Origin of the sequence: Synechococcus sp. KORDI-100 (genome assembly GCF_000737535.1) — a bacterium.
Taxonomy (GTDB): domain Bacteria; phylum Cyanobacteriota; class Cyanobacteriia; order PCC-6307; family Cyanobiaceae; genus Parasynechococcus.
Genome location: NZ_CP006269.1, coordinates 139,863 through 160,357, shown reverse-complemented (window position 1 = coordinate 160,357; position 20,495 = coordinate 139,863). Strand labels below are relative to the sequence as shown.

At 60.2% G+C, this 20,495-nt stretch carries 13 protein-coding genes; 6 read left to right on the top strand and 7 right to left on the bottom strand.

The features are described from left to right. Window positions 1-32: 32 nt before the first annotated feature. Genes queG through KR100_RS00825 form a run of 3 tightly spaced genes read left to right on the top strand, consistent with a single transcriptional unit; the run spans window position 33 to window position 4,431 of the window. Window positions 33-998, top strand: coding sequence for a tRNA epoxyqueuosine(34) reductase QueG (gene queG / locus KR100_RS00835; protein ID WP_038542419.1), 966 nt, complete (start codon window positions 33-35; stop codon window positions 996-998). A 16-nt stretch (window positions 999-1,014) separates the two neighbouring features. Continuing rightward, window positions 1,015-1,908 carry a tetratricopeptide repeat protein gene (locus KR100_RS00830; RefSeq protein ID WP_038542417.1) on the top strand — a complete coding sequence of 298 codons (894 nt, stop codon included), beginning with the start codon at window positions 1,015-1,017 and terminating at the stop codon, window positions 1,906-1,908. A gap of 45 nt (window positions 1,909-1,953) precedes the next feature. Further along, window positions 1,954-4,431 carry a DNA topoisomerase (ATP-hydrolyzing) subunit A gene (locus KR100_RS00825; RefSeq protein WP_038542415.1) on the top strand — a complete coding sequence of 826 codons (2,478 nt, stop codon included), beginning with the start codon at window positions 1,954-1,956 and terminating at the stop codon, window positions 4,429-4,431. A gap of 3 nt (window positions 4,432-4,434) precedes the next feature. On the opposite strand, the gene purF is transcribed toward KR100_RS00825, so the two are convergent. From purF to KR100_RS00790, 7 genes are all read right to left on the bottom strand, one after another. Then, window positions 4,435-5,934: an amidophosphoribosyltransferase gene (gene purF, locus KR100_RS00820; protein WP_038542413.1), complete on the bottom strand. Its 1,500-nt coding sequence runs from the start codon at window positions 5,932-5,934 to the stop codon at window positions 4,435-4,437. Then, window positions 5,921-8,236, bottom strand: a complete 2,316-nt coding sequence (gene purL / locus KR100_RS00815) for a phosphoribosylformylglycinamidine synthase subunit PurL (protein WP_038547546.1) — start codon at window positions 8,234-8,236, stop codon at window positions 5,921-5,923. The genes purF and purL overlap by 14 nt, the downstream gene beginning before the upstream one ends. A 51-nt stretch (window positions 8,237-8,287) precedes the next feature. After that, the gene (locus tag KR100_RS00810; RefSeq protein WP_038542411.1) at window positions 8,288-9,028 is read right to left on the bottom strand and encodes a hypothetical protein; all 741 of its coding nucleotides are present in this window, start codon (window positions 9,026-9,028) and stop codon (window positions 8,288-8,290) included. Between the two features lies 1 nt (window position 9,029). Next, a complete protein-coding gene (gene dnaN / locus KR100_RS00805; RefSeq protein ID WP_038547543.1) occupies window positions 9,030-10,196 on the bottom strand; it encodes a DNA polymerase III subunit beta in 1,167 nt (388 codons plus the stop codon). Between the two features lie 392 nt (window positions 10,197-10,588). After that, the gene (gene thrC, locus KR100_RS00800; RefSeq protein ID WP_038547541.1) at window positions 10,589-11,647 is read right to left on the bottom strand and encodes a threonine synthase; all 1,059 of its coding nucleotides are present in this window, start codon (window positions 11,645-11,647) and stop codon (window positions 10,589-10,591) included. 81 nt (window positions 11,648-11,728) lie between these two features. Beyond that, window positions 11,729-12,319: an alpha/beta hydrolase gene (locus KR100_RS00795; protein WP_051847255.1), complete on the bottom strand. Its 591-nt coding sequence runs from the start codon at window positions 12,317-12,319 to the stop codon at window positions 11,729-11,731. A 24-nt stretch (window positions 12,320-12,343) separates the two neighbouring features. After that, window positions 12,344-14,203, bottom strand: a complete 1,860-nt coding sequence (locus tag KR100_RS00790; RefSeq protein WP_038542406.1) for an AarF/ABC1/UbiB kinase family protein — start codon at window positions 14,201-14,203, stop codon at window positions 12,344-12,346. Window positions 14,204-14,283: 80 nt separating this feature from the next. On the opposite strand from KR100_RS00790, the gene recN reads away from it, so the two are divergent. The 3 genes from recN to KR100_RS00775 are packed head-to-tail and all read left to right on the top strand — an operon-like array spanning window position 14,284 to window position 20,495. Beyond that, window positions 14,284-15,966, top strand: coding sequence for a DNA repair protein RecN (gene recN / locus KR100_RS00785; protein ID WP_038542404.1), 1,683 nt, complete (start codon window positions 14,284-14,286; stop codon window positions 15,964-15,966). Window positions 15,967-16,011: 45 nt separating this feature from the next. After that, complete coding sequence (gene uvrA / locus KR100_RS00780; RefSeq protein WP_038542402.1) at window positions 16,012-18,984, top strand: excinuclease ABC subunit UvrA; 2,973 nt, start codon at window positions 16,012-16,014, stop codon at window positions 18,982-18,984. Then, window positions 18,984-20,495: an alpha/beta fold hydrolase gene (locus KR100_RS00775; protein ID WP_038542400.1), complete on the top strand. Its 1,512-nt coding sequence runs from the start codon at window positions 18,984-18,986 to the stop codon at window positions 20,493-20,495. Before uvrA ends, KR100_RS00775 begins: the two co-directional genes overlap by 1 nt.

Genomic DNA, 20,495 nt, shown 5'->3' with positions numbered 1-20,495 from the left:
AGATGCCAAAAAAGCGCCCAACTTTACGGTCGATGGCCGACGCTGAACCAAGCTCCTTGCAGAACCTGAGCGCCGCTCTGAAAGACCGTGCGCGGCGGGAGGGTTTTGAGCCGGTGGGAATCGCGAATCTGCCGGGGAGCGGTCGGCTGCAGATGCGCACCGAAGCCTTGCAACGCTGGTTGAACCAAGGCCACGCAGCGGACATGGCCTGGATGGCCGCCCCACGACGCCTGGATGCCGCGCAACTTCTCGATGGAGCCAGAAGCGTGCTGGCCGTTGGCCTCAATTACTACGTCGATCAGCAAACCCAGCCCGGACACCTCAAGATCGCCCGTTACGCCTGGGGTCGCGATTACCACCGTGTCGTTGATCAACGTCTGCGACGGATTGGACGCTGGCTGTCCGAACAATGCCCCGACGTCCGCTGGCGGGTCTGCGTCGACTCGGCGCCGCTGCTCGACAAAGCCTGGGCCGAGGAAGCAGGACTGGGATGGATTGGCAAACACAGCAATCTGATCAACAGCACCCGGGGCTCGTGGATGGTGCTGGGACATCTGCTGATCACGGAGCGGCTGCAGGCGGATGAACCGGCTCGCAGTCTCTGCGGGCGCTGCACGGCCTGCATGCAGGCCTGCCCCACCGAAGCGATCCGGGAACCGTTCGTGGTGGATGCCTCCCGCTGTCTGGCGTATCACACGATCGAAAACCGCAACCCTCAGCTGCCGCAGGAGATCGAGAATGCCCTTGGACCCTGGGTCGCAGGCTGTGACATCTGCCAGGACGTCTGTCCGTGGAATCACCGCAGCCTGCCGCAGACAACGGAGCCCGATCTGCAACCGAGACCCTGGCTGCTGCAGCTGACCCAACAGCAAGCCCTCAGCTGGGACGACGAAACTTGGGATCAACGACTGCGCAGTTCAGCGCTGAGACGGATCAAGCCCTGGATGTGGCGGAGAAATGCAAAAGCAGCACGGACGGATCAGCCCCCTACTCTTTGACAACTGTCTGGCACCCATGGCGCAACGGCGTAACAGTCAATCAGCGTTCGGACGACTGGCTGCAACGCTTCTCGGCCTCGGCCTGATGGGCTGGAGCCTGCCCGCTCAAGCCCTGGTTCCCTACGTCTACCTGCCATCCGAAGAGGAACTGAAGGGTTCATCGCTCGGCATCGGACGCACCGCAGCCCAACTGCTGCAGCTCGGGCAACCGCGGGAAGCAGCCCAACTCGCAGCCCTGGCCGTTCGGCTGCAACCCGACGATGAACGGCTCTGGTCGGTGCTGGCAGAAGCCCAGCTTCGCAGTGAACAGCTCGATGCTGCCAGCGTGTCATTGGCGAAGGCAAAAAGCCTTAATCCAGACAAAGCCGGACTGTGGTTTGCAGAAGCTGCCATCGCCCTGCGATCCGATCGTCCGGACGAAGCGATCAGCCTGCTGAATCGAGGCTTGCAACTCGACTCGAACAATTCCGGCGCCTACTTCGATCTGGGCAACGCGCGGATCATGCAGGCAGAACTGAAGATGGCCCTGCAGGCTTTTGAAAAAGCCACAGCACTCAAACCGGATTTCTGGGAAGCCCTGAACAACCAGGCCTTGGTGCTTTACCAGCTGGGCAATCGGGAGGAGGCGATCCGGCGCTGGCGCCAGGTTCTGAGCATTGAGAACAATCCTGAACCGATGCTGGCACTGGCTGCTGCGCTGTATCGAGAGGATCGCCATCGAAACGAAGCTCTCCGTCTGGCGAAGAACGCCCTGGCCAAGGAACCGAATTACGTGCTGGATCCCCACCAGGAGGAACAGTTGTGGGGAACCAGGATCCGCGCCGCCGCCGCCCAGCTCCTCGCCGATGAGGAGATGGAAGACACCGTCGAACGAGCCAGAGCGAATGCCACATGGAAAAAACGCTCCTGACCATCGGTAGGCTGAGCGCCTTCCGCAATGAATTCAGCGGACGGAATGGCTGAGGAGCGCGTCCAACCGATCGCCCTGCATCAGGAGATGCAGCGCTCCTACCTCGAGTACGCCATGAGCGTGATCGTGGGTCGGGCACTTCCGGATGCCCGCGATGGGTTGAAACCTGTTCAACGCAGGATCCTGTATGCAATGCAGGAGCTCGGACTCACACCCGATCGCCCCTACCGCAAGTGCGCCCGCGTCGTCGGTGATGTTCTGGGCAAGTACCACCCCCATGGCGATCAGGCTGTCTACGACGCACTGGTGCGGTTGGTTCAGACCTTCTCCAGCCGTCACCCTCTGCTGGATGGACACGGCAACTTCGGCTCGGTCGACGACGATCCGCCGGCCGCCATGCGATACACCGAAACGCGTCTGGCTCCAATCGCCCATCAGGCACTTCTCGAAGAAATCGGCGACGACACCGTTGATTTCGCACCGAACTTTGATGGTTCCCAACAGGAACCCACGGTGCTGCCGGCGCAGCTTCCCTTCCTGCTGCTCAACGGATGTTCAGGCATCGCCGTTGGCATGGCCACCAGCATCCCCCCTCACAATCTCGGTGAGGTGGTGGATGGGCTGATCGCCCTGATTCGCAAGCCCGCGCTCAGCGACGAGCGGCTGCTTGAGCTGATCCCGGGACCTGATTTTCCGACTGGAGGAGAGGTCCTGCTGAGCAGTGGCCTTCGGGATACCTACCTGCGCGGCCGCGGCAGCATCCCGATGCGGGGTGTGGCTCACATCGAGGAAGTGCAACCCGGCAAGGGACGCCATAAGCGCAACGCTGTGGTGATCACGGAACTCCCATACCAATTGAGCAAGGCCGGTTGGATTGAAAAACTGGCCGAACTCGTCAACGACGGAAAAATCGGCGGCATCGCAGACATCCGCGACGAAAGCGACCGCGAAGGGATGCGCGTGGTGGTGGAACTGCGCAGAGACGGAAACCCGGAAAAAGTGCTCGCAGACCTGCAACGACGCACGGCCCTGCAGAGCAACTTCGGAGCCATCCTCCTGGCTCTCGTCAATGGCCAACCCCAGCAGCTCTCCCTGCGCCAGCTGCTTCAGACGTTTCTCGATTACCGGGAACTGACCCTGATCCGACGCACCAGCTACGCGCTGCGCAAGACGGAAGACCGACTCGAAGTGGTATCTGGCCTGATCACCGCGCTGAACAACCTGCAGGACGTGATCAGCATGATCCAGGAGGCAGCCGATGCTGCGTCAGCTAGAGCCAGCCTGATGGTGCGTCTGGATCTGTCGGAACGTCAGGCTGATGCTGTGCTGGCGATGCCTTTGCGACGTCTCACCGGACTGGAGCAGGAGAGCCTTCGCAAGGAACTGGAGGATCTGCGTCAGGAACGGGAGCGCCTGAAACTGCTTCTGGAGAACAGGGATCAGCTTCTCGATGCGCTCGTGAATGAGCTGAAGGGACTGAAGAAACGCTTTGCGACAGCGAGACGCACACGGCTGGTGGAAGGGGGCGATGAATTGATGGCGGAACGGGCCGCCAGCCAGCGACCCAATACGGAACTGCTGAGGCAACAGGCCCTCGCAGCGCTGCCGGCGGATGCTCGTCTCCTGATTCAGGCCGATGGTCAGGTGAAGGTGATCTCTCCCCAGGTCCTTGGCCGTCTCCACCTCAACGAAGCGAGCCCTCTTGGTGATGAGCCTTCGCCGGCGAGACTGATCCTGCCGATCGAACCCCCTCCGCGGTTGCTGGCGATCAGCGCTGGCGGCCGCGTTGCAACCGTGCGCTGGGAATTTGCCGGTCAACAACCGGGCATGCTCGAACGTTTCCTGCCGACTGGTCTTGAGGGAGATCCTGTGATCGGAATCGAACCTCTGCCTCAGGGAGACTGCTCCGAACTCAGTCTCGGTCTGCTGAGCAGCGACGGACGATTCAAACGGCTTCCCCTCAGCGAAGTCCTGGATCTCTCCGGACGGGCCACCAGTGTGGTGAAGCTCAAGGACGGAATCAGTCTGCGCGCCGCCGTGATCTGCCGAAACGCTTCGGATCTAGCTCTTGTGAGCGACATCGGCCGGGTCATCAAACTTCCGGTTCAGGAGGACTGTTTACCGCTGATGGGACGCCTGGCTCAGGGACCCATGACGATGCGGCTGTTCCCCGGAGAGCAGTTGGCGGGTGCAGTCAGTCTGATGTCGACCCAGACAATCCTTGTGGCCACGGTTCAAGGTCGAATCAGTCGCATCGATGCTTCTCAGCTGCGACGCTGCCAGCGGGGAGACCTCGGCGAGGTTGCCGTGCAACTGGAGGGAAAGAACGACAAGGTTCAGGCCATCTGCAGCGGAGCTGGTCTGATCGGGCTGATCACCAGCCAGAAACGCCACGGGCGATTGGATGCGAACGACTATCCATGCTGCAAACCGGGTGAAACCAGTTCGACACAGCTGGTTCTTGGGTCCGGTGAAACCCTCACCCACCTGGTTCCCCTTGTGCAGGACAAGACAGTTAGCTGACCCCTATCCGGCAGCAATGCCTGCAGGTTCCAGCATCAACTTGCTGGAGAGAACCTCCTGATCCATCGGAATCGGGTAGTCGCCATCAAAACAAGCCGTGCAGAAGTGACCGGAGTCCGCTTTCGCTGCTGCCACCATTCCCTCCTTGCTGAGGTAAGCGAGTGAATCCACCTTGAGCTGTTCTTCGATCTCCTCAAGCGTCAGACGGGCGGCGATCAGCTGATCCTGCGTGTCGGTGTCGATTCCGTAGAAGCAGGGATGGGTGACCGGTGGTGAACTGATCCGCATGTGCACTTCCGTGGCTCCGGCTTCCCGCAGAGCCACCACGAGTTTGCGGCTCGTTGTTCCACGAACGATGGAGTCATCAATCACCACAATCCTCTGACCAGCGAGAACATCCGGAAGCGGGTTGAGCTTGACGCGAATTCCGGCTTCTCGCATCGCCTGTGTCGGCTGAATGAAGGTGCGACCCACGTAGCGGTTCTTGATCAACCCATCGGCATAGGGAATGCCACTGACCTGAGAAAAACCGATCGCAGCCGGTATGCCTGAATCGGGAACACCAATCACCAGATCGGCGTCGACGGCGGATTCCCTGGCGAGGGTCTGACCAATTCTCTGGCGATAGCTGTAGAGAGATTCTCCGAAAAAGCGACTGTCCGGACGCGAGAAATAAATCATCTCGAAAACGCACAGTCGATTGGGCTCCTCGCTCCAGCTCAGTCGGGTCGGCTCCTGACTGCCCTCTCGGAACAGGACCAGTTCACCGGGACGCACGTCATCGACGTAATGGGCGCCGATGATCTCCAGTCCACAGCTCTCGCTACTCACAACCCAGTGTCCTGCTTCGGGATCACCCAAGCGCCCGAACACCAACGGTCGGATGCCATGACCATCCCTGACTGCAAACAAACCCTCGGGGGTGCCGATCACCAGGCTGAAAGCACCCTTGCAGAGCTCAAGCGCAGCACGAATCGCATCTGACCAGTCCAGGCCCCGCTCAACGGCCTGTTGAACAGCGAACGCGATCAGTTCTGAATCCGTGGTGGACGTGAATTCCACCTGACCATCATCAACAGCTTTGCGAAGTTCGGCAGCGTTCACGAGGTTGCCGTTGTGAGCCAGGGCGAAGGCTCCGAGTCGGGTCATCAAAACCACGGGCTGGGCATTGCAGACGCGACTGCTGCCCGTCGTCGAATAACGGTTGTGGCCGATCGCAAGGTCGCCTGGCATGCGGGCCAGCACGTCCTGATCAAACACCTGACTCACCAGGCCCATGTCCTTGTGAAGGCGGACGTTGCCCTGGTTGAACACCGCAATGCCAGCAGATTCTTGGCCACGATGCTGCAGGGCATACAGGCCGAAATAGGCAAGGTTGGCGACGGGTTGCTCAGCGGCGAGAACGGCGAAAACGCCGCAGGCCTCCTCCATACGATCGGGACGCTCGGTCTCAAGCAGCTGCACGGGGCGCCTCGACTTCAGATCGGCATCAAGATTCTGCATCACGCTTGAGACGTCGTGGCAAAGCCTCTTCGTGAACCTGCTGCAGGTCCTGAACACGTCGCTCCAGAACCCGTTGTCCGGCAAGGTCGAATTGCAGGACGGGTTGCTCGACCACACGCCCAAGCGCAGTGACGGGAACATCCGGATGACGCTGGATCAGGCTCTGCCAAAGGTCCATTCGTTCCGACTTCACCGACACCACAACACGGGCACCCCCTTCACCAAACAGGGCTCGATCGAGGCGCATCGGCTGATCCTGGACGGACAGTTCCACACCCAGACCGGACGTGATGCAGCACTCGGCGAGCGCCACGGCCAGTCCGCCGTCGCTGCTGTCGTGAGACGACGCCAGCACTCCGGTATGGATCCCCTCGCGCAGCAGGCTCTGAACAGCTTGTTCGAGATCAAGATCCACCAGTGGGGGACGCCCGGCCAGACAGCCGGAGATCAGCTGCTGGTAGCTGCTGCCTGCCATCCCCAACCGTGGATCTCCCTGATCATCAAGAGGCACTCCGAGCAGGACAACGGCATCTCCGGACTGACGCCAGCGAAGCCCGACAATCCTGGTGATGTCCTCCACCAGACCCACCATGCCGATCACGGGCGTGGGGTGAATGGGTTGAACCGTTCCATCGTCCGCTCTGGTCTCGTTGTACAGCGAGACATTGCCGCCGGTCACAGGGGTTTCCAACACGCGACACGCCTCGGCGATACCGCGACAGGCCATCGCAAGCTGCCAGTAACCCCGCCCCGTCTCAGGAGACGGAAAATTCAGATTGTCCGTGATCGCCAATGGCTCGGCGCCCACGCAACTGAGATTGCGGGCGGCCTCGGCCACTGCAGCCATGGCGCCTCGCTCGGGATCGAGAGCAACCCAGCGGTTCGGGCAGTCGACTGTGGCCGCCACGCCACGGATCTCATCCTCCATGGAGTTCTGGGAACGCAGGCGGACAACAGCTGCGTCCCCAGCACCGGACGACATCACCGTGTTGGCCAGAACCTGCTGGTCGTACTGGCGATAGATCCAGCGTTTGCTGGCAATGGTGGGGTCGTCCAGCAAGCGCATCAGCAGATCTGAAGGATCGCGGACGTCGGGCTCCTCCTCCTCCCGCCAGCGCCAGAGTGCCTGAACATCCTCCGGAGGCTGATCCAGGAGGGCGTGTTGTTCGATCGGCGTGTCGTCCGCCAGAGCGGTGGCGGGCACCTCGGCGGCCACAACACCGTTGTGCAGCACCCTCACCAGTGGCTCCTCAAGGACCCGACCGACGACGGCGGCCTGAAGGCCCCATCGCCGGAAACGCTCCATCAATCGATCCTCACGACCAGCCTTCACCACGAACAACATGCGTTCCTGGGATTCAGACAGCAGAAACTCATACGGAGTCATTCCCTGCTCTCTGGCTGGTACCCGATCCAGATCCAACTCAATGCCGATCCCGCCCTTCGCTGCCATCTCTGAACAACTGCAGGTGAGACCTGCGGCACCCATGTCCTGAGCCGCCACCACGTCACCGGTGCCGAAAGCCTCCAGACAGGCCTCGATCAGACCTTTCTCGAGGAAAGGGTCACCAACCTGAACGGCAGGTCGATCATCCAGGGAATCAGCACTGAGTTCAGCGCTGGCAAAACTGGCTCCCCCCATGCCATCCCGTCCGGTGGTGCTGCCGACGTAGACGACGGGATTGGACAGGCCTGCAGCGCCGGAACGAACGATCTGCTCGGTCTCCATCAGCCCCAGAGCCATGGCATTGACCAAAGGATTGCCGGAATAGGACGGGTCAAAGACCACCTCGCCACCAACCGTTGGCACCCCAACGCAATTGCCGTAATGGGCGATGCCGGCCACCACCCCCTCCATCAAACTCACATTGAGCGAATCCTCTAGAGGACCGAAACGCAGGGCGTTGAGCAACGCAATCGGCCTTGCCCCCATGGTGAAGATGTCCCGCAGAATTCCTCCAACACCCGTGGCAGCGCCCTGAAACGGCTCAACCGCCGAGGGGTGGTTGTGGCTTTCAATCTTGAACGCCAGGCGGTGGCCACCACCGAGATCCACCACGCCGGCATTTTCCCCAGGCCCCACCAGAATGCGCCGTCCGGTTGTGGGAAAGCCCCGCAACAAAGGCCTGGAATTTCGATAGCAGCAGTGTTCAGACCACATCACGCCAAACATTCCCAGTTCGACGCGATTCGGAGCCCGTCCAAGACGCCGACAGATCTCATCCCAATCCCGCGGCTTCAGACCTTCCTGCCTGAGGGCTGCCACATGGTCATATCCAGGGGAATCGGAGAGGGAGACCAAGACTGAAACCACACCTTCATCCAGTGTTGCCGACAACCATGCCCCCTGGATTCAGACCCAGGGATCGTCGTCCCTATGTCGTGATGAACGAGATGCCGGCCAGGTGGTGTCATCCCAGTCGTCAAGAGGATCATGGTCCATACGGCTCTGCGTAGGTTGGCGCTTCTGCTGATCGGCCTCCTGCCATGGCGGCTCTTCCAACCAACCTTCGAGGCGATCACCAGCGCGATCACCCATCTGACGCAGTTGGTCTCTCCAGCGCTGGGTCCGCTGCAGCAAATCCTGTCTGACACTGGCTCGAGACAGGGGCAGATCCTCCAGACTGATCAGGCCGGTCAACACGACACCGGGCTGCTGATCAACGATGCGATCAGGTGTCAGACGCCACCGTGAACTGCCAGGCAGACGTGGATCACTACGGGACAGCAGGTAGTGCTGGATCACACCGGAGGAGGGCTCGAACACAAGATCCACCAGACCTCCCAGGCGTTCTCCATGTCGATCGAGCACATCGGCATCAATCAGGGTGGGCAGACGCTCTAGGGTCACCTGATTGGTCAGAGCTGGCTCTCCACGAACGAAGATCTGCTGATCCGTCAAGCCACAACACTGATCGAGACGCCACACCTCCCGAGACATGCGCAGAGCCGACGGGCGACTGACCCAGCCGAGCAGGCGATGAACCGGTGGATGCATCCAAGCTTGGACCCCGGGACCATGATCGAGGCCGAGATCACAACGCACGGTGTGATGCAGCAGATCACTGAGCAGCAGCTGATCCGGCAAATTCACATCAGGAACGGATCTGAACCGGCATCACCAGGTAGGTGAACCCATCGGCAGCCTCCTCTGGCTTCAGCACAGCAGGCGTCGTCGGCGCATTGCAATGGAGAACCACCCGGTCCACAGCCATGGCCTTCAGACCATCGAGCAGATATCTGACGTTGAAGGCAATCTGCAAGGCTTCACCGCTGAGATTGGCGGGCAGAGATTCCGAACCGCTGCCGACATCCTGAGCATCGGCACTGATTTGGACCATGCCCTTGTCCGGCTCGGTCATGAACTTGACGACATTGTTGTGCTGATCAGCCAACACAGCGATCCTTTCAAGCGCGGCGATCAGGGCCCGACGATCCAGGCCGAGGCTGCGGCTGAAACCATCAGGAATCAGCTGGCGGTAATTCGGATAGGTGCCTTCCAGGGTGCGACTGGTGACCATCTGATCAGAAGCCAGAAAAACCACCTGACCGCGATCACAGAACAGACTCACCGGCTCGCCGGAACGCCATCCCGCCATCATTCGCTCCACCTCGCGCAGGGAGCGGGCCGGCAAGGTGACGGCAAAGGCTTCCTCGTCGCTGTCAGGGTTGACGGAAGGCTCGCTCTGATCCTGAAGGACGTTGTCCACTTCCAGCACAGCCAGGCGATGGCCATCCGTGGCGGCTGCTTCGAGGGCCTGCTGACGGAATTGCAGGTGCACACCGGTGAGGAGCTGCTTTGCCTCATCACCACTGCTGGCAAACAACGTTCCCCTGAGAGCCTCCACAAGAACGGAGGCTTGAAGCTTCAACGTTCTGCCGCTTTCCACCATCGGCAATTCGGGGTAATCGTCTGCAGGCATGCCTCGCATCTGATAGCTGCCGCTGAGACTGTTGAGCTGAATCTGTTCCCCGGACTCCTCTGTGGCGAGGGTGATCGGTGAATCGCTCGACAAACGGTTGACAATCTCGCCGAGCAGACGGGCGGGAAGGGTGATGGCACCGCTGCTTTCCACCTCGGCAGCCAGTGAGGTCTGAATCCCCAGACTCAAATCAAAACCGGTCAGGCTCACGCGTCCGGTGCCAGCATCGGCGGTCAGAAGAACATTGGCCAGCACGGGATGGGTCGGGCGTGTCGCGACGGCACGGCTGACGAGCTGCAGCGCTGCATTGAGTTCCGCCTGGGAGCAGACCACTTTCATCGTGCTGGGGGCTGGAGCTGTTCGGGTGCTCCACCGTTTCACAGGGATGCGCTGAACGCAATGCCAATGCCTTCAATGGATCACGTTCGGCTGTTTTGTTCTTTGTCTTCAAAAAAGAATTAGAAGAACAACCGTTGTAGAAGGGACGGTGGAAAAGGGGAAAAGGGGCAGATCCGTCAGTCAGTGACTGAGGTCCTGGCGGCAGAGCAGCGTGGAGAATCTCAGCCTGGTTGTGCGGAAGTGTTCTGAATTCCCCTTTTCCACCAGCTGTGAAATCCTCTGTCGCTTCCAAGTGGATTGGTCCGGGTGGACTTTCCACAGCGCCGGGGCGTGGTTGTGCCCGGTTCTCCTCAGGCTGTTTGCCGACTGTCTCCGGGTTTTTTCGCTCTGATTCAAAAACCCATCACCTTGGCCACGGTCCCGAGATCCGGATCCAGATCCGTATGGAACGCTGCGTCGTTGTTTTTGATGGCGCAATCGGGGTCCTTGAGCCCGTTTCCGGTGAGAACGCACACCACAGTTGCCTCCTGGGGAACCTCGTCCTTCCGTTTCAACAGACCGGCAACGGATGCGGCGCTCGCCGGTTCGCAGAAGATGCCTTCCTGGCCTCCGAGAAGCTTGTAGGCATCAATGATCTCTCCATCGGTGACATCCAGGAATGCTCCGTTGCTGGCCTGTCGCGCGGCGAGTGCCTTCTCACGGTTCACCGGATTGCCAATGCGGATCGCTGTCGCAATCGTTTCCGGGTCGGTGATCGTCTGTCCCTTGACCAGAGGAGCTGAACCGCTGGCCTGGAATCCCATCATCCTGGGCAGTCTGCGGCTGTGACCAGCTTTTTGGTACTCCCCAAAGCCCATCCAGTAGGCCGTGATGTTGCCAGCATTCCCCATCGGAATGCAGAGCCAGTCAGGGGCTTCTCCCAGTGCGTCCACAATTTCGAAAGCTGCTGTCTTCTGGCCCTGCAGGCGGAACGGATTCACTGAATTCACCAGGGTCACCGGGTAGGTCTTCGCCGCCTCCTGAACGATGTCGAGCGCGCGGTCGAAGTTCCCTCGGATTGCCAGAACTTCAGCGCCGTAAACGAGGGCCTGTGCCAGCTTCCCCTGGGCGACGTAGCCATCAGGGATCAGCACAAAGGCCCGCATGCCGCCGCGGCGTGCATAGGCCGCGGCGGCTGCACTGGTGTTGCCCGTGCTGGCGCAGATCACCGCTTCACAGCCGGTTTCCTTGGCTTTGCTGATGGCCATCGTCATCCCCCGGTCCTTGAAGGATCCGGTGGGATTCAGACCGTCGTATTTCACAAAAACCGATACCCCTCTGCCGATCCGTTCAGCGATCGATGGCACAGGGATGAGCGGTGTCGCTCCCTCTCGCAAGGTGATGACCGGGGTGGTGCTCGTGACCGGAAGCCAGCTTCGGTAGGCCTCGATCAGGCCCGGCCAGTCCTGCATCACCGGGGTGGCTGCGAAACGGCGACGAAGGTTTTCAAACACGACTGCGACCTGTCAGGAGGGTCTGCCGGAATCTAGGCGTCAGGGTTTTGAGCCATCCTTGAGCCCGTCGAGCGGGGAGTCCGAGAAGAACTTCACCAGGCCAGCGATCGACTGAGCTTTCTCGATCACTGCGAACAGGGCCGGAAGATTCACTGCCATCACGTCATTCGGATAGGCCTTGAGGAAGGAGACGGCCGTCAGGCCACCCTCTTCAAGCTGCAGTCCATTGACCACCCCTGCGCGGATCGCCGGAACGCTGACGGAGGCCTGTGGTGTGTAGATCGGATAGATGATCTTGGCCACGCGTTTGATGATCGCGTCCCCGATGCGTGTGCTCACCAGACGGCTGGTCAGAACCAGGGGTAGATCGATCTTCTGATTGAGCAATTTGGCAACCTCCGCCGGATCCTGACCGGAGAGGCTCAGAAGATTTTTCAGAAGGCCGATCGGCTCGCCGGTCTCGGCGAGATGTTCGATCTCCTTCACCGGAATCGACCGTCGGAACGCTCCGCTGACAAGAGCGACATCCTTCGCGGCTTGAACCGGGGGGGTGCAACAGACCTGGCTGGCGATCCCAATGCCGGCCGCCAGGGCCATGGCAGTGGTCCGGTGACGTCGGCGTTGAAACATTGTTCAGAGAAAATTGGTCAAAATCTAGGGCTGAACACCTGCTGCAACCTTGACGAGACGGACAACACCGCGCTCGGCCAGACCTTGAGCAACTTTCACCCCCATGTGACGTGAGGCTGGATCATTCATCACGCGAGGCAACCGTCGCATCAGCAGATCTGGACTGAATCCCGGAAGCGACTGAAGCACCTCAATCAACTGACGAATCGGCTCGAACTGAAGCATGGGATCCGCTGATGCGATACCGGGATCCGCGATTGCAGCAGGCAGCAGGCGCTTCGGCAGTCGTCGACCGAGACGTTGCATCGTGGACCAGCCGATGGCATCCAGACGTTCCACAGTGGTTTCCACAAGCTGATCGCGAAGCAGGCCGCCATTGGCTGAGAACAGGAAATCCAGCAGCTGATCCAGGAGTGTGTTCAGGTCGAGTTGCGCTTCGCTGGCAGCCGATGACACCAGGTTTTCCAGACGGGTCCAGCGGAAGGCATCTCCGTCGAACAGCATTTCCTTGAGGCTCTGTCGCAACTGCGGGTCTGGGTCCTCCATCAGACGCCTGGCGAAATAGGGATAGGCCGCTCCCAGGATCTTGAAGTCGGGATCCACGCTGAGAGCAATTCCCTCCAGGGTCACCAGGGATCGAATGATCAGGGCGTAATAGGGAGGAACTCGGAAGGGGAATTTGTACATCACGCCGGACATGTCGTCGGTCACGGCCTTGAAATCCATTCGGTTCACACCGACGTCCAGCGCCTGGCTGAAGACCTGTTCGAAGGCCGGCACGATCGGTTCAAGGTTCACGTCCTCAGCCAGAAAACCAAGGGTGACGAAATCCTTTGAGAGTTTTCCGAAATTGCGGTTCACCAGATGAACCACCGCCTGGATCAGGCCTGTTCGCGACTCCCGCGTCACTTCGCTCATCATCCCGAAATCGAGATAGCAGAGACGACCGTCGGCGATGGCCAACAGGTTTCCAGGGTGGGGATCAGCGTGGAAGAAACCATGCTCCAGCAGTTGCTGCAGGCTGCAGTTCACGCCGACCTGAACCATGTCGTCAGGGTCGATCCCCAGCTCTCGGACGGCCTGAAGGTTGGTGAGCTTCACGCCATCGATCCACTCCATCGTCAGGACCCGTCGACTGGTGACCTCCCTGTGAATCGTTGGGACGGCAATCCTTGGGTTGTGGCGATGAAGTTGCCTGAAGCGTTCGGCATTGGCGGCTTCGTTGAGATAGTCCATCTCCTCGAACACCCGTTTGCCGAGCTCATCAATCAGGGCGACCAGATCGCTTCTGATCAGACCGATGTTGCTGTTGAGCCAGGCGGCGATGTTGCGGACGATGTACAGATCCAGCGTGATCTGCTCCCGTAGTCCGGGTCGCTGCACCTTCACAGCCACCCTCTGGCCGTTTTTGAGAACCCCCCGGTGAACCTGCCCAAGCGATGCCGCTGAAATCGGTTCGCGTTCCAGTTCCTCAAACAGGTCGTCCACCGGGGCGCCGAGGTCCTCCTCGATGCAGGCCATGGCCAGATCACTCTCGAAACCTGGTAGCTGGTCCTGGAGCTGCGCGAGCTCCTCAAGCAGGACGGGGGGCACGATGTCCGGGCGGGTTGACAGCGCCTGTCCAGCCTTGATGAAGGCCGGACCAAGGTCCACAAGCAGTTCAGCGCACTCTCTGGCTCTGGCTCGGGATCGGTCTGGGTTCTTCAGCAGTCCAAGAAGCCAGTCGAAGCCGACACCCAACAGGAAGAGGCCAATCGGCACCAGCGTTTGCCAGAGGCGTCGGATCAGGCGCTGGGGGTGCCCGGCATAGATCCGGGTGATGGCGGCGGGGTCATAGGTGAGCAACCCTGCGGCTTCGATGAAATCCCCGAGCTCCTCGTTCATCGGTGTGGGGTTCCGTGATTGCCACCCCTTCTAAACGAAGTGAACCGCCGCTACGGTCAAGTCGACCACTGCTTTGTCCTGTGCTCACCGGTCTGCAGCTGCAGAACATTGCTTTGATCGACAGCCTTGAACTGCAGTTTGAGGCTGGTTTCACGGTGCTCACCGGCGAGACAGGTGCCGGCAAATCGATTCTTCTCGATGCCCTCGATGCAGTTCTTGGTGGAGCTCAGGGCGCCGCTGGTGTCCGCCTGATTCAGAGTGGTTGTGATCGGGCCAGGATCGAAGCCTGTTTCGTCCTGACGCCAGCTGTTCAGAACTGGTTGGCGGTGGCTGGTTTCGACATCGATGACGAGGACCTTCTGCTCAGCCGCGAGTGGCGGAGCCAGGACAGCCGTTACTCAAGTCGTTGTCGTCTCAACGGCACGGCCGTGAACCGGCAGCAGCTGTTGGAGCTGCGTCCGCTGTTGATCGATCTCACGGTTCAGGGTCAGACGCAGCAGCTGTCCAGTCCTGGTCAGCAGCGTGGCTGGCTTGATCAACTCGGAGGTGCAGCGTTCGAACAGGAGTTGATTCAGGCTCGCGAAGCCTGGTCGATCTGGCATGATGCTGCGTCCGAACTTCGCCGTTTTCAGACCGAGGCCGATCAGCTGATTCAGCAGCGACAGGACCTTCAGGACCTGCTGGATCAACTTGAACAGGCTGATCTGGATGACCCTGGCGAGCAGCAGATGCTTGAGCAGGAGCAGGATCGCCTGGTTCATGGCGTGAGACTTCAGGACGGTCTGGCTGCGTTGTTTTCCCGCGTTCGGGATGGAGAGGATCAGGTCCCGTCCCTCACCGACCATCTGACCGCATCCATTCATGAGCTCCAGTCCATGGTGCAGATGGATGGATCACTGGCACCGCTTCGCGATCAGGTTCTCGATCTCGAGGTCGCTGTCGAGAGCCTGTTGCGCGCTCTTAATCAGTACGGGATGACCCTCGAGAGCGATCCGGAGCGTCTGGATCGGTTGCAGGATCGTCTCGCCACCCTCAAGCGGCTGCAGCGTCGTCATGGTCTCGATCTGCCCGGCTTGATCGAACGGCGTGATGCCTTGCGCGACCAGTTGTCCGGAACTGGCCCTGCAGCCGATCTCTCAGTCCTTCGTCAACGAGAGCTCGATGCCCGTTCGGGTCGTGATGCCATCCATCAACGACTGCACAAGGCCCGTCTTCGGACCGCTCGTCGGATGGAGTCATCGTTGATGGATCTGTTGCGTCCCATGGGCTTGCAGCATCTGCGCTTTGAGGTTCGGCTCTCCGCTGCAGAGCCTGCTGAGCATGGATCGGATCAGGTGACCTTTCTGTTTTCAGCCAATCCCGGCCAACCTCTGGCACCTCTGGCTGAGGTTGCATCCGGAGGTGAGATGTCCCGCTTTCTGCTGGCTCTCAAGACAACACTGGCGTCCGTTGATGGATCCGGAACGCTTCTGTTCGACGAAATCGACACCGGCGTCAGCGGTCGGATCAGCGACGCCATCGGTGATCTTCTGCATTCGATGGCCCGCCACCGACAGGTGTTCTGCGTGACCCATCAACCGCTCGTGGCTGCCAGGGCTGAGCACCATTTCCGCGTCAGCAAGCACGTCAGCGATGGCATGACCCGTTCGCGAGTGTCCCGACTGCGGGACACTCAGCAACGACGCCAGGAGCTGGCGGAGCTCGCAGGTGGCGACCAGGCAGATGCGTATGCAGCCAGTCTTTTGGAACGAAAAGCGGCCTGAGCTTGGAGGTTCTTCTTAAGATTCAGCGCTTTCGACCGAGGCGTCATGGGGCGAGTTGCTGCCAATTTCGCTGATCGTCCGGTTCCGATCCAGGTCAGCGGCAGTGATTCGGATGATGTGATCCGTGTACGAGGGGCGCGTCAGCACAACCTCAAGGACGTCGACGTCACCATCCCCCGCAACAGGATGGTGGTGTTCACAGGGGTCAGCGGCAGCGGCAAGAGTTCCCTGGCCTTCGACACGATCTTTGCCGAGGGACAACGCCGCTACGTCGAAAGTCTGTCGGCCTATGCCCGCCAGTTCCTCGGCCAGGTGGACAAGCCGGATGTCGATGCGATCGATGGCCTCTCCCCGGCGATTTCAATCGATCAGAAATCCACGAGTCACAACCCCCGCTCCACGGTCGGGACAGTCACCGAAATACAGGACTATCTCCGCCTTCTGTTCGGACGTGCAGGAGAGCCCCACTGCCCCAAGTGCGATCGCTCGATCAAGCCCCAGAGCATCGACGAGATGGTCGATCAGATCCTGTTGCTTCCCGAGGGAACGCGTTACCAGTTGCTCTCACCTGTGGTGCGAGGCAAGAAGGGAACCCACAGCAAATTGATCAGTGGACTGGCGGCGGAGGGTTTCGCTCGCGTGCGGATCAACGGGGATGTGCGTGAACTGTCGGACAACATCGAGCTCGATAAGAACCACATTCACAACATTGAAGTGGTTGTGGATCGTCTGGTGTCCCGTGAGGGAATCCAGGAACGACTGACCGACTCGCTGCGAACGGCCTTGAAACGCGGGGACGGTCTGGCGCTTGTGGAGGTGGTTCCCAAAACAGGCGAGGAGCTGCCGGAGGGCATTGATCGCGAGCGTCTGTATTCCGAGAACTTCGCCTGCCCGGAGCACGGCGCTGTGATGGAGGAGTTGTCTCCCCGTCTGTTTTCGTTCAACAGTCCCTACGGCGCCTGCCAGGCCTGTCATGGAATCGGACATCTGCGTCGATTTACCAAGGAACGGGTCATCCCCGATCCCTCCCAGCCTGTGTATGCCGCTGTGGCTCCCTGGAGCGACAAGGACAACAGCTATTACTTCTCCCTTCTTTATTCCGTGGGAGAGGCTTTCGGCTTTGAAATCAAAACCCCATGGAACGAGCTCACCGATGAGCAGCGGGATGTTCTTCTCCATGGCAGCCGCGAGCCGATCCTGATCCAGGCGGACAGTCGCTACAGAAAAGGCAAAGGCGGATACACCCGCCCGTTTGAGGGAATCCTGCCGATCCTCGAACGGCAGCTCAGGGATGCCAGTGGTGAGGCGATCCGCCAGAAGCTCGAGAAGTATCTCGAGCTGGTGCCCTGTGAAGCCTGCGACGGCCAGAGACTGCGACCGGAAGCACTGGCAGTGCGCGTCGGTCCCTACCGGATCACAGAACTGACGGCGGTCAGTGTGTCCGAAACCCTTGAACGGATTGAACGCCTCATGGGGGTTGGAGCGTTTGAGGGAGAGGAACCTCAGCTCAGTTCTCGACAGATGCAGATCGGAGATCTGGTTCTCAGGGAAATTCGCCTGCGCCTTCGCTTTCTCCTGGATGTCGGCCTCGACTATCTCAGTCTTGACCGTCCGGCGATGACGCTGTCAGGGGGTGAAGCTCAGAGGATCCGACTGGCGACTCAGATTGGTGCTGGTCTCACAGGGGTTCTCTACGTTCTTGATGAACCCAGCATCGGCCTGCACCAACGCGACAACGATCGCCTGCTGAGCACTCTGATGCGCCTGAGAGATCTGGGAAACACGCTTGTGGTCGTCGAGCATGACGAAGACACGATCCGGGCCGCCGATCACCTTGTCGACATCGGTCCAGGTGCTGGTGTTCATGGCGGTCACATCGTCGCGGAGGGGTCGGTGGACGATCTGCTGTCGAGTGAGGCCTCCCTCACGGGTGCCTACCTCAGTGGTCGCCGCTCGATTCCCACCCCGGCGGAACGGCGCAACACCACCACCCGCAAACTGCAGTTGATCGACTGCAATCGCAACAACCTTCGCAATCTGAGCGTCGAATTTCCGCTGGGTCGCCTCGTTGCGGTGACCGGCGTCAGCGGCAGCGGCAAGAGCACCCTCGTGAATGAGCTGCTGCATCCTGCTCTTGAAAACGGCCTGGGACTGAAAGTTCCGTTTCCGAACGGTCTTGGGGAGCTGCGCGGCCTCAAATCCGTCGACAAGGTAATCGTGATCGACCAGAGCCCGATCGGTCGTACGCCTCGATCAAACCCGGCCACCTACACCGGAGCCTTCGATCCGATCCGTCAGGTGTTTGCGGCCACTGTTGAAGCCAAGGCACGTGGGTATCAGGTTGGCCAGTTCAGCTTCAACGTCAAAGGCGGGCGCTGTGAGTCCTGTCGAGGGCAGGGCGTGAATGTGATCGAAATGAATTTTCTTCCCGATGTCTACGTCCAGTGCGACGTCTGCAAGGGCGCCCGGTTCAACCGCGAAACCCTGCAGGTGAAATACAAGGGTTACACCATTGCGGATGTGCTCCAGATGACGGTGGAGCAGGCCGCTGAGGTGTTCGATGCGATTCCTCAGGCAGCAGATCGTCTGCGCACGCTGGTGGATGTGGGCCTGGGTTACGTCAAGCTCGGTCAGCCGGCGCCGACCCTGTCAGGTGGTGAAGCCCAGAGGGTGAAGCTCGCGACGGAACTGTCGCGTCGCGCCACCGGAAAGACGCTGTATCTGATCGACGAACCCACCACCGGTCTGAGCTTCTACGACGTGCACAAGCTGATGGAGGTGATGCAGCGGTTGGTTGACAAGGGAAATTCCATCATCTGCATCGAGCACAATCTCGATGTGATTCGTTGTTCCGACTGGATCATTGATCTCGGTCCGGAAGGCGGTGATCGGGGCGGAGAGGTTCTGGCGACGGGCACACCGGAGGAGGTCGCCCAGCATCCGACCAGTCATACAGGCCGGTATCTCCGCCGCGTGTTGGAGCAGCATCCACCCGAGATTCCTTCAATCGCCGCCTGATGGTTCGTTCCCGTTCCTACTGGGCTGCCCTGTTCAGCAGCCTTTCTCTCACGTTGCTGGGTGCACCTGCTGTTGCGCTCGAGCGGTTGGTTCTGACGATGCCGTTTCTGGAAACAAGCATCACCATCAATCTCGGCGAGGTGGACAGTGCCGCGCAGCTGATCCGCTCCAGCCCTGATCTTGAGGATCTGCAGAGTGCCAGCGGAGGCCAGCTTCTCTCGCTGCTGGAAACGATTTTTTTGGCGCCTCTGCCAGCGGAAACCCGCCTCTTTCTTGAGGGCTCATCCGGTCAGCCGCTCCTGGAGCAGGCTCTGCTTGCGGCAGCCTCTTTCGTGAAGCTTGAGGGGGTCGATCTTCCTGCCGATGGCAGGACTCTCACGGACGCACTGATTCGTGCGGAGCGCAATGGACAAGCCAACGTGCTGGGATTTCTGCGGGAGATGCCGGGGCAGGAGGCCTCCGTTGATCTCTCCCAGTTGGCGACCATGGCGAATCGCCTGATGACCAACATGCAGGAGGGTGTGGCTCTGGCCAAGGCGGGTCCTGCCGCCCCAACAAGCAGGGCAGCTCAGAGCAAGCCTCGTCAGGGCTGGATCCGATCGGAGCTGACGCTGCCGGTTCCGCATCGCACCGAAGCGCTGAGGGTGCTGTCGCTCGTACCGAAAAGTACCGCTAACGGTCGTCTCGTCATCATTTCCCATGGACTCTGGGATGACCCGGAATCGTTCGAAGGCTGGGCTGAGTTACTCGCGGCCGCGGGATACACCGTCCTGATGCCGGACCATCCAGGCAGTGACTTCGCGCAGCAGCGGGCGATGCTGGCTGGCGATCGCCCACCACCGGGCCCGGAGGAACTTCGTCAGCGGCCTCGCGATGTCTCGGCACTTCTTGATGCTGTCGCGTCTGGAGAGCTGCTGTCAGACCGTTCACTGGAGACGCGATCGGTGGCCGTGATCGGCCACTCCTGGGGTGCCACCACCAGTCTGCAGCTGGCTGGTGGCGCTCCAGTGGAGAGCAAGTTGTCGTCCCGCTGCGGTGATCTTTCAGACACCGAGCGGAACATCAGCTGGGTGCTGCAATGCAGCTGGTTGTCTGGAATCTGGCAGGCGGCAATCACCGATTCCCGCGTCAAAGCTGTGGTGGCGGTCAGTCCACCGCTGCGGCTTCTGTTCGATCCCGGTAGTTCGTCCCGTCTCAGCGCCAAGGTGCTGCTCGTCAGCGGAACCAGAGACTGGGTGGTTCCTTCTGGTCCTGAGGCGATCGCTCCGATGCGAACGTCCGGTGCAGTCCGGGACGGCCATCGTCTTGTGCTGGTGGAGGGCGCGGATCACTTCGGTCTGCGCAGTTTCCGCGATGAGGAACAACCCGCCACGGTGGGGCCGTTGATTGTGGCCTGGGTTAATGAACAGTTGGATGTCAAGGGTTCTGGACAACTCGGTTCATTGCGGTACAGCACAGGCGGCTGGGGCACTCAAACGATGCCTTTAATTGACATCAGTGATCAGCTTTGA